Source organism: Pseudarthrobacter sp. DSP2-3-2b1 (assembly GCF_049895945.1).
GTDB lineage: Bacteria > Actinomycetota > Actinomycetes > Actinomycetales > Micrococcaceae > Arthrobacter.
Genome location: NZ_JAFCTI010000001.1, coordinates 582,589 through 596,043 on the forward strand (window position 1 = coordinate 582,589; position 13,455 = coordinate 596,043).

11 protein-coding genes and 1 tRNA gene are annotated in these 13,455 nt (G+C 64.9%); 8 read left to right on the plus strand and 4 right to left on the minus strand.

What is annotated here, in order from left to right; all coding sequences use genetic code 11:
- Positions 1–41 precede the first annotated feature (41 nt).
- Positions 42–1,328: a benzoate/H(+) symporter BenE family transporter gene (locus tag ACP7AX_RS02525; RefSeq protein WP_426225277.1), complete on the plus strand. Its 1,287-nt coding sequence runs from the start codon at positions 42–44 to the stop codon at positions 1,326–1,328.
- Between the two features lie 69 nt (positions 1,329–1,397).
- Here the strand turns inward: ACP7AX_RS02525 and ACP7AX_RS02530 are convergent.
- Positions 1,398–1,471 (minus strand) — tRNA-Thr (locus ACP7AX_RS02530).
- A 167-nt stretch (positions 1,472–1,638) separates the two neighbouring features.
- Positions 1,639–2,514, minus strand: coding sequence for a DsbA family protein (locus tag ACP7AX_RS02535; protein WP_426225278.1), 876 nt, complete (start codon positions 2,512–2,514; stop codon positions 1,639–1,641).
- Positions 2,515–2,693: 179 nt separating this feature from the next.
- Between ACP7AX_RS02535 and ACP7AX_RS02540 the strand changes: the two genes are divergently transcribed.
- From ACP7AX_RS02540 to ACP7AX_RS02555, 4 genes are all read left to right on the plus strand, one after another.
- On the plus strand, positions 2,694–4,196 hold the full coding sequence (locus ACP7AX_RS02540) for an alpha,alpha-trehalose-phosphate synthase (UDP-forming) (RefSeq protein WP_426225279.1): 1,503 nt from the start codon (positions 2,694–2,696) through the stop codon (positions 4,194–4,196).
- Complete coding sequence (gene otsB / locus ACP7AX_RS02545) at positions 4,186–5,016, plus strand: trehalose-phosphatase (RefSeq protein ID WP_131682422.1); 831 nt, start codon at positions 4,186–4,188, stop codon at positions 5,014–5,016. The genes ACP7AX_RS02540 and otsB overlap by 11 nt, the downstream gene beginning before the upstream one ends.
- A 235-nt stretch (positions 5,017–5,251) precedes the next feature.
- Complete coding sequence (locus ACP7AX_RS02550; RefSeq protein WP_131682423.1) at positions 5,252–6,334, plus strand: sn-glycerol-3-phosphate ABC transporter ATP-binding protein UgpC; 1,083 nt, start codon at positions 5,252–5,254, stop codon at positions 6,332–6,334.
- A gap of 129 nt (positions 6,335–6,463) precedes the next feature.
- Complete coding sequence (locus tag ACP7AX_RS02555; protein WP_131682424.1) at positions 6,464–7,882, plus strand: DUF4032 domain-containing protein; 1,419 nt, start codon at positions 6,464–6,466, stop codon at positions 7,880–7,882.
- Positions 7,883–7,916: 34 nt separating this feature from the next.
- Here ACP7AX_RS02555 and ACP7AX_RS02560 read toward each other — a convergent pair whose 3' ends face one another.
- Positions 7,917–9,287: an FAD-binding oxidoreductase gene (locus ACP7AX_RS02560; RefSeq protein ID WP_426225280.1), complete on the minus strand. Its 1,371-nt coding sequence runs from the start codon at positions 9,285–9,287 to the stop codon at positions 7,917–7,919.
- Between the two features lie 205 nt (positions 9,288–9,492).
- Between ACP7AX_RS02560 and ACP7AX_RS02565 the strand changes: the two genes are divergently transcribed.
- On the plus strand, positions 9,493–11,220 hold the full coding sequence (locus ACP7AX_RS02565; RefSeq protein WP_426225281.1) for a glycoside hydrolase family 13 protein: 1,728 nt from the start codon (positions 9,493–9,495) through the stop codon (positions 11,218–11,220).
- Positions 11,220–12,272, plus strand: coding sequence for a LacI family DNA-binding transcriptional regulator (locus ACP7AX_RS02570; RefSeq protein WP_426225282.1), 1,053 nt, complete (start codon positions 11,220–11,222; stop codon positions 12,270–12,272). Before ACP7AX_RS02565 ends, ACP7AX_RS02570 begins: the two co-directional genes overlap by 1 nt.
- Here the strand turns inward: ACP7AX_RS02570 and ACP7AX_RS02575 are convergent.
- Positions 12,269–12,763: an SRPBCC domain-containing protein gene (locus ACP7AX_RS02575; RefSeq protein WP_426225283.1), complete on the minus strand. Its 495-nt coding sequence runs from the start codon at positions 12,761–12,763 to the stop codon at positions 12,269–12,271. The genes ACP7AX_RS02570 and ACP7AX_RS02575 overlap by 4 nt on opposite strands.
- Before the next feature lie 147 nt (positions 12,764–12,910).
- On the opposite strand from ACP7AX_RS02575, the gene ACP7AX_RS02580 reads away from it, so the two are divergent.
- A complete protein-coding gene (locus ACP7AX_RS02580) occupies positions 12,911–13,315 on the plus strand; it encodes a hypothetical protein (protein WP_426225284.1) in 405 nt (134 codons plus the stop codon).
- Positions 13,316–13,455 lie beyond the last annotated feature (140 nt).

Here is a 13,455-nt window from a genome sequence, read left to right on the forward strand (position 1 = left end):
CGGGCGCCTTCATTTTTTTGCCGTCGTTTAGAGGAGCCCGAATGGTTTCATCCCGCCAGGACCCACCCGCCGCCGTCCCTCATTCGGAAACTGTTGCGGCTCAGGCACCCCAGCCCCTGCTGGAGCGCCCGGGTGTCCGCCCAGCGGGCATTCGGCAGGTCTTCCGCGATCTGGGCCTGCCCTATGTTTCCAATGGAATGATCGGCCTCATTTTCTCCGCCTCCGGCCCCATTGCCGTCACCCTTGCTGTGGGAGCGGCGGGAGGACTCACCGAAGCTCAACTCGCGTCGTGGGTGTTTGGCATCCTCTTTTCCGGCGGAGCAGCCACCGTGGTCATGTCCCTCCTCTATCGACAGCCCCTGGGCTTCGCCTGGTCCATTCCCGGAACGGTGCTTCTGGGTCCGTCCCTTCAGCACCTTTCCTTTGCCGAAGTGGTGGGGGCCTTCTTCACGTCCGGAATTCTCGTCCTCGCGCTGGGCGCCTCCGGAGTGGTGCGGCGGATCATGGCAGTGGTTCCGATGCCCATTGTCATGTCCATGGTGGCCGCTGTCTTTCTAAAATTCGGCACGGACATCGTTGTCTCCACGCAGGCGAATCCCGTGGTGGCGGCGCCCATGGTGGTCGCATTCCTGATCCTGGCGGCCATACCGGCACTTGGCCGGTTCCTTCCACCGGTGCTGGGAACGCTAGCCGTTGGGTGCATCGCTGTGGCGGCAAGTGGGCAATTCTCTTTCACAGGGGGCGGGCCGATTCTGGCCACCCCGGTCTTCACCGTTCCCGAGTTCACCTGGGCCGCCCAGCTCGAGCTCGTTGTTCCCCTGGCTGTTACCGTGCTGTTCGTTCAGAATGGCCAAGGCATCGCCGTTCTTCGGGCCGCCGGCCACAATCCGCCGGTCAACGTTTTCGCGATCGCCTCGGGCGCGTTTTCGGTGCTCAATGCATGCTGCGGCGCTGTGTCAGCGTGCGTGACGGGCCCTACCAACGCCCTCATAACGTCCTCGGGAACACGGCAGCGCCAGTACACCGCTGCCGTGGTGTTCGGCTTACTGGCCATGGCCTGCGCTTTGCTGGCCCCGGCGCTCACCCGGCTCATGCTCGCCACACCGAAGGAATTCATCCTTGCCCTGGGCGGCATTGCGATGCTGCGGGCGCTTCAGCAGGCCTTTGTCACTGCCTTCGCCACGGCCTTCACGCTGGGGTCCCTGGTGACATTCGTCGTGACCATCTCCGGCATGAGTCTCTTCAATATCCACCCGGCGTTTTGGGGACTCGTTTGCGGCTACGTGGTGTCACGGCTGCTTGAACGCGCTGACCACTCAAGGTCTTAAGGGTACGAAGACTAACTGCCGCCCGGACGGCGACGGCAGCCGGCGCCACAGGTCAAAGCCACAAGACGGAGCCTCCTGTCAGATTCGAACTGACGACCCCCGCTTTACAAGAGCGGTGCTCTGGCCAACTGAGCTAAGGAGGCGCGCCCACGCGGGGCGTGCGCCGCAACGGCGCTAGATAAGGTTAGCCCAAGTCCGGCCGCTGGTAAAAACCGCAGCCCCGGCGAGGGCGCCAAAGGGCAGAAAAGCACAAAAAGAAACCCGCCCCCGGAATGTTTCGGAGGCGGGCCCTAAGGGTGACGAAGAAGGCTTAGGCCTTGGCGTCGATCGCGGCCTGGATGTCGGCGTTCAGATCGGTGGTGCCTTCCCACTTCTTGCCGTCAACAAAAACGGTGGGCGTTCCGGTGATCCCCGTGTTCGAGGCCAGCTCGGTGGAGTACTTCACGTAGGGACGGAAGGTCTTCTCATCTACGCAGCTGTTGATGTCCGCGCCGATGTCCGAGGCAAGGGACTTCAGCTTGTCATCCGAGAGGCCTGCTCCGCCTTCAGCGGGCTGGTTGGCGAAGAGCACATTGACGTATTCGGCGTACTTGTCCGGTGCTTTGTCAGCTACGCAGGCCGCCGCGTTGGCGGCGCGTGAGGAGTAGTTGGTGCTGGACTGGCGGTCCAGGAAGCCCAGGGGCCGGTACTCCATGGTGATTTTGCCTTCGTTGCGCAGGGTGGTGAGGGCCTCGTTGTAGGTGTTCTCGAACCGCAGGCACACGGGGCAGATGAAGTCGATGTAGGCGATCACCTTGACCGGCTGCCCGGCCTCAGCTTCAGCACCGGGGGCCACAACGGGGCTGGGCAATGTGTCCGGCTTGGGCGGAAGGTTGCCCATGTCCACGGTGGCTGCGTCCGTCTTCTTCACCTCGGTGTTGGCCAGCAGGGTCACACCGCCGTTGACGTTGGCGCTGGCGGGCACGGGGCCCTGGTCCGCAATGGGGGTGTTCTGCCGGATGCTGGTGGTGACCACCAATGCCACAATCGCCAGGATGGCCACAACGGCCACCACAATGCCCCAGCCGATGAGCAGCTTATTGCGCTTGTCCTTTTTAAGCTGGGCCTCGCGGATCAGCCGCGCCTTTTCGCGCGCCTCCGAGGTGCGCTCAGCTTTGGACTTGCGTATTTCATTTGCGGGGCTCATGTGTTCCTTGGGTCGATCGACATAGGGGGACCACTCTGTGGCGACTCCATCATTTTAGGGCAGAAAGCTGAGAGCTTGCGCCTTCAAGTATTCCGCCCCATTGACCAACGGACGAATAGCCCCGAAGATTCCATCCTATTAGGGTTGCTTAGAGGCACAAGCAACCCCAGGGGGCCGCAATGCAATCACCTGTCCAGGAAAAACCGTCAGCCGGAACTGAAACCGGCCCGGCCGCGCACAGCCACGGCCATGCCACCAAATACGACTTCATGGTGGTGTCCAACAGGTTGCCCGTCGACCGCACCGCTCCCGGGGAGAGCGGCGACGACGGCTCGGGCTGGCGCCGCTCCCCCGGAGGCCTGGTGACGGCCCTCGCACCCATGATGACCAAAACCGACGGCGCCTGGGTGGGCTGGCACGGCGCACCGGATGAAACCGTGGAACCCTTCAGTCACGGCGGCATGGACCTGGTCCCGGTGCAGCTGAGCACCGACGACGTCGAGCTCTACTACGAGGGGTTCTCCAACGCCACGCTGTGGCCGCTCTACCACGACGTCATCGCCCCGCCGGAGTTTCACCGGACCTGGTGGGACGCCTACCGCAAGGTCAATCGAAGGTTCGCCGACGCCGTCGTACGCCACGCCGACCACGGCGCAACAGTGTGGATCCAGGACTACCAGCTGCAGCTGGTGCCGCGGATGCTGCGCGAAGCGCGGCCTGACCTGCGGATCGGATTTTTCAACCACATCCCGTTCCCGCCGCCGGAGATCTTCGCCCAGCTTCCCTGGCGCCACGCCATCATCGACGGACTGATGGGCGCGGACCTGGTGGGCTTCCAGCGGCCCAGCGACGCCGGCAATTTCATGCGCTCTGCCCGCCGGTTCCTGGGCGCCAGCGTGAAACAGCAGCAGGTGCACGTCAAGGGCCAGGACGGCAGAATCACGCACATCGCCCGTGCACAGGCCTTCCCCATCTCGATTGATGTTGCCCACATCACCGAGCTTGCCAATAACCCGGAGATCATCGAGCGCGCCCGGCAGATCCGGCAGGACCTCGGCAACCCCAAGACCATTCTTCTGGGCGTGGACCGGCTCGATTACACCAAAGGCATCCGGCACCGGCTCAAGGCCTACGAGGAACTCCTCCATGAAGGCAAGCTCAAGGTAGGTGAGGCCACGCTGATCCAGGTGGCCAGCCCCAGCCGCGAGCGCGTGGAGCAGTACCGGCTGCTGCGCGAGGAGGTCGAGGGAACCGTTGGCCACATCAACGGCACCTACGACACCATTGAGAACACGGCGGTCCGCTACCTCCACCACAGTTACCCCGTGGAAGAAATGGTGGCACTGTACCTCGCCGCCGACGTCATGCTCGTTACGGCGCTCCGGGACGGCATGAACCTCGTGGCCAAAGAGTACGTCACCGCCCGCAAGGACAACGACGGCGCCCTGGTCCTCAGTGAATTCGCCGGCGCCGCGGACCAACTCAAGCAGGCCCTGCTCATGAACCCGCACGACATTGACGGCCTCAAGGACACCATCATGCAGGCGGTCAACATGTCCCCGAGGGACGCAGGCCGCCGCATGCGGTCCATGCGCAAGCAGATCCTTGAGCACGACGTCGACCATTGGTCAGCTGATTTCCTCAACGCCCTGAACGAGAAAGTTGTGCGCGATGACTCCTGACGCCCGCCACGCCAAAGGCCCGCTGACCCTGTCCCCGGAACTCCGCCAAGCCCTCCAGCGGATCGCCCGGACGGACCACCTGCTGGTGGCCATGGACTTCGACGGCACCATCGCCCCGATCGTCGACCATGCCGACGACGCCCGCCCGCTCCGGCGTTCGGCGGTGGCCATGGCCGGGCTGGCTGCCCTGCCGCGTACGACGACGGCACTCATCTCCGGCAGGGCCCTCGCCAGCCTGCGCGCGGTGGCTTCGCCGCCCGTGGACACCCTGCTCATCGGCAGCCACGGCGCCGAAGCGTGGCTGGGCCCCGGATCCACGGAGCTGACCCTGGACGAGGACCAGCGCCAACTGCTCGCCGAAGTCCGCAGCGTCCTCGAGGACATTGTTGAGCAGGCCCCCGGAACGCTGCTGGAGGACAAACCGGCCGGCGTTGTCCTGCACACCAGGCTCGCAACGGACGACGTCGCAGAGGATGCAGTTGCCGCGGCCCGCGCCGTGCTGCAGGACCGCAAGGGCGTCTTCCTGAAGAACGGCAAGCGCGTCCTGGAGACCTCAGTGGTCAACGCATCCAAGGGCGAGGGCCTGACCTTCCTGCGGCAGATCACCGGCGCCACCGCTGTCCTTTTCGCCGGCGACGACGCCACGGACGAGGACGCCCTGGCCCGCCTCGAACCAGGTGACGTTGGCATCAAGGTGGGCCTGGATTTCACGCAGGCCGAGTTCCGCGTGGAGGCACCCGTCCATGTGGCGGAACTGCTGGAAGCCCTCCTGCAAGAGCGGAGCCTGGTGGTGGCCGAAGAGGAGCCCGGCGACGCCTAAGGACCGCCGGCTTGGCGGAGCTCACATGTGAGCTTCGTAACATTCGCAACGTTTTGTCATTCGTCTGACATACTCTTGGTTGTGATGTGGCGCACAAGAACCGTGCGGCGTCACGCGATACTCCTCGGCTTCGGCCGGGGAGTACGCGGCTGCAATGCCGTGGACAACTGAACAAACATGAACCATTCACAACGGATCGTTCGGCACGTACCTGCCGGTGAAGGGATTGATAACTGTGGCTACAGTTACTTTTGATAACGCTACGCGTCTGTACCCGGGCACAGAGAAGCCCGCTGTTGACAAGCTCAACATTGAAATCGCCGATGGCGAATTCCTGGTCCTCGTTGGACCCTCCGGTTGCGGTAAGTCCACCTCCCTGCGCATGCTCGCAGGCCTTGAGGACGTCAACGCCGGCCGTATCCTCATTGGCGATCGCGACGTCACCGACGTTCCCCCGAAAGACCGCGACATCGCCATGGTCTTCCAGAACTATGCCCTGTACCCGCACATGACCGTTGCGGACAACATGGGCTTCGCGCTGAAGATCGCCGGCGTCTCCAAGGAAGAGCGCGCCGAGCGTGTCCGTGAAGCCGCCAAGCTTCTTGACCTTGAGCCTTACCTGGACCGCAAGCCGAAGGCACTCTCCGGCGGTCAGCGCCAGCGTGTTGCCATGGGCCGCGCCATCGTGCGTAACCCGCAGGTCTTCCTCATGGATGAGCCGCTGTCCAACCTTGACGCCAAGCTCCGCGTCCAGACCCGCACGCAGATCGCATCCCTGACCCGCCGCCTCGGCGTCACCACGGTCTACGTGACCCACGACCAGGTCGAGGCAATGACCATGGGCGACCGCGTGGCTGTGCTGAAGGACGGCCTGCTGATGCAGGTTGACACCCCGCGCAACCTCTACGACAAGCCGAAGAACGTCTTCGTCGCCGGCTTCATCGGCTCCCCCGCCATGAACCTGCTCGAGCTCCCCGTCGTCGACGGCGGCGTCCAGTTCGGCGGAACGGTCTACCCGGTGCCGCGCGACGTCCTCGAAGAAGCACACGGCAGCACCGTAACGCTGGGCTCCCGCCCCGAAGACCTCGAGACCGCACCGCAGGGTGAGGGCCTCAAGGTCGAGGTTGACGTTGTTGAAGAACTCGGCGCCGACGCCTATGTCTACGGCCACACCACGCTTGACGGCAAGGAGCACGATATCGTGGCCCGCGTCGATGGCCGCCGTCCTCCGCTGAAGGGTGACTCCATCTACGTCCGCCCGCAGTCGGGCCACGTGCACCTCTTCGACACCAAGACCGGCCTGCGCCTGGGCGGCTAGTCCCCACCGCTGATCGCGCCTGACCGACGGCGGCTCTCCCCACACCGGGAGGGCCGCCGTCGGCGTTTGTGCTCGTCGGCATTTGAGCCCGTTGCCCCAGGCCACCCCAATGTACGGAAGAATTGACCTATGACCGATGAAAACAGCGCACAGTGGCACGATGAACCCACCGACTACGCACAGGTGGGCAAACTGCCGCGGTTCGAGGCGGCCAGCGCCAACGACTCCAAACTTGCAGCCGTCTCCAGCTCGCTGAACATCACGGCCGCCGCGGCCGAGCCCGAACTCCTGGACCTGCCGTGGCATGTCGCCCTGGAGGACTGGCCGGCGGAAAACCTGGCAGCCCTCCCCCGCGGTATCTCCCGCCACATTGTGCGTTTCGCCCACCTCGGCGGCTCCGTCATTGCCATCAAGGAGACCTCCGAGCATGTGGCCCGCCACGAATACCACATGCTCCGCAAGCTTGCCAGGCTGGATGTCCCCTGCGTCGTCCCGGTGGCGGTCATCACCGGCCGGACCACCCTGGACGGCCGTCCGCTGAACCCCGTCCTGGTCACGCGGCATCTGAAATTCTCCATGCCCTACCGAGCCCTGTTCTCGCAGATGCTGCGCAAGGACACCCTGACCCGGCTCATCGATGCCCAGGCCCTGCTGATGGTGCGGCTGCACCTCATCGGTTTCTACTGGGGCGACGTCTCGCTCTCCAACACGCTGTTCCGCCGCGACGCAGGCGCGTTCGCCGCCTACCTCGTGGATGCCGAGACCGGTGAGCTCTACCCCGATCTCTCCACCGGCCAGCGCGAATACGATCTCGAGATCGCCCGGGTCAACATCGCCGGTGAACTGATGGACCTCCTGGACGGCGGCCTGATCGAGGAAAAGGTGGACCCCGTGGCCACCAGCGAACTCATCATGGAAAGCTACCGCCGCCTCTGGGCCGAGCTGACCGAAAAGGAGTCCTTCGAACTCGGCGAACGGTGGCGGGTGGGCGCCCGGATCCGGCGGCTCAATGAACTCGGCTTCGACGTCGAGGAATATGCCATCAAGACCACCCAGAACGGTTCCACCATCCAGCTCCAGCCCAAAGTGGTGGACGCCGGCCACCACCAGCGCCGGCTCCTGCGCCTCACCGGGCTCGACGCCCAGGAGAACCAGGCCAGGCGGCTGCTCAATGACATGGACACCTTCCGCGCGGACAACAACCCGGAGATGGACGAGGAATACAGTGCCCACCTCTGGGTGAGCCAGGTCTTCGAGCCCATTGTGCGCTCCATCCCGCGGGACCTTTCCCGCAAGCTGGAGCCTGCAGAGGCCGTCCACGAAGTCCTGGAACACCGCTGGTACATGTCCGAAAAGCAGGAGCGGCACATCCCGCTGGCGGAGGCCGTGCAGTCTTACATCGATTCCATCCTGCGCCACCGCCGGGACGAGGCCGCCATCATGCTCAACCCGGACACCGGGCTGCTGAAGATCCTGGAAGTGGAGACCGAAGAGTCCAGGTACGGCGCCGACGAATCGATCGAGGAATACCCGGACGTGGACGACTGAGAGTCAGCGATCCGGAGCAGTTAACCCGGTTGGGCTAAATTGCCTTGCCCGGGTTGAGGATGCCGGCCGGGTCGAACAGATCCTTGATTCTGCGCTGAAGCTCCCGGACCGGTTCCGGCTGCTCCAGGCCGAGCCAGCGCAGCTTGTACTGTCCGATCCCGTGCTCGCCGGTGATGGTGCCGCCCATCTCCAGGGCAGCCGCCACCGAGCCATCCAGCGCAAGGTTCAGCCTGTCCATCGCGCCTGCATCCACGGCCGCGCCATCCCGGTCGATCCAGAAGGTGGGGTGCAGGTTGCCGTCCCCTGCATGGGCCACCACCTTCAGGCTCACGCCGTGGGTGGCGGCCAGTCCCTCGAGAACGGCAATGTAGTCCACCAGCCGCGACCGTGGGACGGCCACGTCCTCGCCCACCCGGTATTCGTCATCCACCTCCACGCCGCGGCTGTTCCGGCGCAGCTCCACGAGCTGCTCAGCCTCCGCAGTGGACTCCTTGCTGACCACGGCACCGCCGTCAGCAAGGACCGAACGGACGACGTCGGCCTCCGCCTCAGCCCCGAACCCATCCGTCTGGATCAGGAGCAGTGAAAGGCCGCGGGAGCTCAGATCGGAACCGTGGAGCGCATCCAACTGGGCGAGCGTGCCGCCGTCGAGCAGTTCCATGATGGCCGGCTGCACCCGTGCCCGGCCAACGGCCAAAACTCCTGCGGCCGCCTGCCTGAAGTCCGGGTAGAACGCGGCGATCGTGTGCACGTCGCGGGGAAGGTATTTGAGCCGCACGGTTGCCCCCACCACGATCCCCAGCGTCCCCTCCGAACCGACGAACAGCCCGGTGAGGTCGTAGCCCGCCACCCCCTTGAACGTCTGGTGGCCGGTATGGATGAGCGAGCCATCGGCCAACACCACGTCCAGCGCCAGGACCGAATCCCTGGTGACGCCGTACTTGGCGCAGCGCAGGCCGCCGGCATTGGTGGCCACGTTGCCGCCGATCGTTGACGTGCGGAAGCTCGCCGGATCCGGCGCGTACATCAGGCCGTAGGCAGCCGCCGCGTCGTTCAGGGCGGCGTTAATCACGCCGGGTTCGACGACGGCGGTCTCGTCGTCCGGATTCAGCTCAAGGATGCGGTTCATCAGCTCCAGGGACAGGATCACGGAGTTCCTGCTGGCATGCGCCCCGCCGGAAACGCCAGTACCCGCCCCGCGGGCTACGACCGAAACGCCGTTCGCGGCACAGAGCCTGACGAGGGCCTGGACGTCGCTGACGGAGCGGGCAAAGACCACGGCTTCCGGCAAGTGGAAGTCCAGCACCGGGGCTTGGTCCACCGCATACCTGGCCAATACGTCCGGTTCGGTACTGACCTGTCCGCCGCCAAGAGCGGTCACCAGCTCGTCAACTATGCTGCCCACGCAGCCTCCGGTTCCGTCGTCGTAAATGTCTGTACCAGTCTAGGTTGCGTGCACATTACCTTACTCATGAGTAATGTGTCGGCGGGCGCGCCTGCAAGCGTTTCCACATGTCAGCGGCCTCCTTGCCCACTGACGTAGCTACGCCACGAATAGCAACACTGGAAGCGTTTTCATTTTCACGGCCTGCGCGTCTAAGCTGGCTCCCATGTCTGTAGATACCGTGATCTCTGCCACAGCCGCCCTGACGGGTCCGCTCACCCTCATCCACGCCGCTGACAAGGCTCCGGGCTGGTGGCGCTCTGCCGTCATCTACCAGGTGTACCCGCGGTCTTTCCGCGACCTCAACGGTGACGGCATCGGGGACATTGCGGGAATCACGGAGGAACTGCCGCATCTGGCCGACCTTGACGTCGACGCCGTGTGGCTGTCCCCGTTCTACCGGTCACCGCAGCGCGATGCAGGCTACGACGTCAGCGACTACTGCGATGTGGATCCGATCTTCGGGACCCTGCAGGACTTCGACGTGATGATGGCTGAAGCAAACCGGCTGAGCCTGCGCGTCATTGTGGACCTTGTTCCCAATCACTGCTCGGACCAGCACGCGGCTTTCCAGGCGGCCCTTGCCTCCCCGGCCGGAAGCCCTGAGCGGGACATGTTCATCTTCCGTGACGGAACCGGCGTCGAGGGGCATGAGCCGCCGAACAACTGGCAGTCCCACTTCGGCGGACCGGCCTGGACGCGGGTCATTGCCCCTGACGGCCAGCCGGACCAGTGGTACCTGCATCTCTTTGATTCTTCCCAGCCGGACTTTAACTGGGACAACGCCGCCGTCCACGCCGAATTTGAACGGGTGCTCCGTTTCTGGCTGGACCGCGGAGTGTCCGGGTTCCGGGTGGACGTTGCCCACGCACTGGTCAAGGCCCCCGGCCTGCCCGCCTGGGGCGGACGGGCCGACGGCGGCAGCTCGGACGGTTTCCCCGGCCATGAGGCCCCCATGTTCGGCCAGCCGGCTGTCCACGATATCTACCGGACCTGGCGCAGGATCCTTGACGAGTACGGTCCGGACAGGATCCTGTGCGCGGAAGCCAGCGTGGACCTGGACCGCCTTGCCCACTGGGTCCGGCCCGACGAAATGCACCAGGCCTTCAACTTCCCTTACCTGCACGCCGGCCTGGACGTTCACCGGCTCCGGGGTGTCATCACCGATTCCCTGACAGTCCTGAACGGCGTGGGCGCGCCCAGCACGTGGGTACTCTCCAACCACGACGTCGTCAGGCATGCATCCCGCTTCGGCTACAACGGCCACGGCCCCCGTGACGGTGACGGCATCGGCCCGGCGGATCCGCAGCCGGACACCGGCCTCGGCAGGCGCCGCGCCGCTGCCGCCTCCATGTTCATGCTCGGGCTGCCGGGTGCCGCATACCTGTATCAGGGAGAGGAACTTGGCCTTCCGGACGGCATCGACATCCCTGAGCACCTGCGCCAGGATCCAACGTTCGCGCGCACCGGCGGGGAACGCCTTGGCCGCGACGGCTGCCGGGTGCCCCTCCCGTGGCGCGCCGAAGAGCAGCACTTGGGCTTCGGCTCCGGCCAGGATCCCTGGCTCCCCCTCCCGGCGAGCTTCACGGAACTGGCGCGGGACGCCCAGGCCGCATCGCCGTCGTCGCACCTTTCCCTATACCGGAACATGCTGGCCCTGCGCCGCGAACTGGGCCTGGGCAGCGGATCCCTGGCCTGGGTTGAAGACTGGTGCAGTGGTTCGTCCCTGGCGTACCTCAACGGCGCTACGCTGGTGGTCATGAATCTCAACCACGAGCCCCTGGAACTGCCCGTTGGCGAACTGCTGCTCCGCAGCGCGGAACCCGGTTCCGGCCGTTTCCTGGCCAGCGGGGAGACAGCTTGGCTGCGAATTGACGGCGGCGGCCCGGAATAGTGGGGCTTGCGGGCATCAAGGACGTTGCCGACCGCGCAGGGCTCTCGATCGCCACGGTCTCGCGGGCACTCAGCGGCAAGGCAAACGTTTCCACGAAGAGCCGGCAGCTGGCGCAGGCGGCAGCCGACGAGCTGGGCTTCGTTCCCTCCTACCATGCCTCCAGTCTGGCGTCCGGCCGGAGCCACAACATAGGGCTGGTTGTGCCCTCGGTCAACCGCTGGTATTTCTCTTCGGTGGTTGAAGGGGTGTCCGCAGCGCTGCTGGACGCCGGATACGACCTCACCCTCTACAACGTGGGCGATCAGCCTGCACGGCGCCAAAGCGTCCTGGCTGACTTCCTGCTGCGAAAACGGCTCGATGCTGTCATCGCCGTGGCATTGGTTCTCAGCGAGGCGGAGATCAAGCAGCTGCTGGCCATCCGCCGGCCCATCGTGGGCATCGGCGGAGCGCTGGACGGGGCATCCACCATCAGGATTGACGACGCCCGCCTCGCCCGCCGAGCCACTGAACACCTGATCGGGCTGGGGCACACCCGCATCGCACACCTAACGGGCGACGCCGAGTTGAACAGGGACTTCAAGCTCCCTGGTCTCCGCCAGTCCGGCTTCAAAGCGGCGATGGCCGACGCCGGGCATGCAGTCAGGCCTGAATGGGAGGTCTCGGCGGACTTCACCATCCAGGGCGCCTACGCGAGGGCCCGCAACCTGCTGGCCACCGCGTCCGAGCGCCCCACCGCCGTGTTTGCCGCGTCCGACGAAATGGCCATCGGCACCATCCTCGCCGCCCGCGATTTCGGTTTGCGCGTGCCCCAGGATCTGTCCGTCATCGGCATGGACGGTCACGAACTCGGCGAAGTCTTTGGGCTCACCACCATCAACCAGGATGCCCGCGGCCAGGGTGCCCTCGCTGCCCGCATGCTGCTGGAAACGCTCGACGACGGCGCCAAGCCCGGCACCAGGCGCACCGCACCGGCTCCTGCGGCCACTGACCACGAATACCCCACAGAGTTCCTGGTCCGCTCCAGCACGGCCGTACCGCCCGCGCAGGGCTAGGACACCTGGCCGCCCATAAAGCGTACAAAGCGATCCAAAACCAGAGGCCAGCTGCCCGCGGCAGCCATCCATGTCGCGTGCGGGTCCTCGGCGCCCTCCCAGCCGTCCTGGACCAGCCGCACTTCCGTGCCGTCCGCAACGGCGCGGAAGGCGACCCTCAGCTCGGTGGACCACAGAGCGGTCGTGCCGGGGTGCCAGGAGGCGTGGAAGGACAGGGGCGGCTGCCAGTCATCGATGGTGCCCCAGACAGCCGTCCTGCCGTCGTCAGCGGTTTCCAGGATGAGGATGTCCTCGAATTCAACGTAGGAGCCCGCCCCGAATACGCTGTTGGATTCCATCGGCCACCACAGATGGGCGTGGTCCGTGAAGCCGGCAAAGGCCCGCGCTACCGGACCAGGCACCACCACGGTGCAGATGACCGGATCCAGTTCTGCCGCTGCCTCGTTGCCTTCAGGGATCGACGCGTCCGCGTGGCTGAAAAGGTTATCCATGGACGCCAACTCTACGCCCCACGCTCTGGCAGTTCCTGCGCCGTTTCGGCCGACGCTCTCTCACTTGATGCGCCGTTTCGGCCGACGCTCCCTCTCCGTCAGGCTGGTTGTGAGTCATTCATTACCTGTTGATTTAAGGAGCCGGCGATGCCTGTTGATAACAAGGGTTTTACGCGTGAAGAGATCCGTGAGTTCTTGCATGAGTATTATTTGCAGCCGCACGGGACCAGAAAGGAGTGGCTTGCCTTCAGGTCCATTTCCGAATGGACGTTCCGCAGGTGGCGCAAGATGATGCTCCAGGGCGATATCGACCGCGGCCTGATTCCGCGGGAACATGGAGCCATGGTCCCAACGAATCGTGAACTCTCCGCGTTTGAAAAAGCACGCGCGAAGGAAATTGCTGCCCACCGTGCCGAAGTCGAGAAACTCCAGAAGCGGGTGCAGGAGTTGGAGGATACGAATTCTGCGTTGGGAAAAGCTATCGGGCTCTTGCACGAGTTGAGCGTGCCAGAGCCCGATACAACCCCGACGAGCGCTCAGAACGATTCATAGCGGCTGAGAACAGTCTTGTCCTGGAGCTGCATGTGATCGTCGGCTCCCAGCGGACAGCGCTCAAGCTGGCGGGCGTGTCGCGCGGGACCTGGCATTACCGGTCCCATCCACGTCCGGCGGTGCAGGACCCGATCCACCAG

What these genes read in the sequence shown, in the direction of transcription:
- ACP7AX_RS02525 (WP_426225277.1), top strand. Translation starts at nt 42, where the DNA reads ATGGTTTCATCCCGCCAGGACCCACCCGCCGCCGTCCCTCATTCGGAA.
- ACP7AX_RS02535 (WP_426225278.1), bottom strand. Translation starts at nt 2,514, where the DNA reads ATGAGCCCCGCAAATGAAATACGCAAGTCCAAAGCTGAGCGCACCTCG.
- ACP7AX_RS02540 (WP_426225279.1), top strand. Translation starts at nt 2,694, where the DNA reads ATGCAATCACCTGTCCAGGAAAAACCGTCAGCCGGAACTGAAACCGGC.
- otsB (WP_131682422.1), top strand. Translation starts at nt 4,186, where the DNA reads ATGACTCCTGACGCCCGCCACGCCAAAGGCCCGCTGACCCTGTCCCCG.
- ACP7AX_RS02555 (WP_131682424.1), top strand. Translation starts at nt 6,464, where the DNA reads ATGACCGATGAAAACAGCGCACAGTGGCACGATGAACCCACCGACTAC.
- ACP7AX_RS02565 (WP_426225281.1), top strand. Translation starts at nt 9,493, where the DNA reads ATGTCTGTAGATACCGTGATCTCTGCCACAGCCGCCCTGACGGGTCCG.
- ACP7AX_RS02575 (WP_426225283.1), bottom strand. Translation starts at nt 12,763, where the DNA reads ATGGATAACCTTTTCAGCCACGCGGACGCGTCGATCCCTGAAGGCAAC.
- ACP7AX_RS02580 (WP_426225284.1), top strand. Translation starts at nt 12,911, where the DNA reads ATGCCTGTTGATAACAAGGGTTTTACGCGTGAAGAGATCCGTGAGTTC.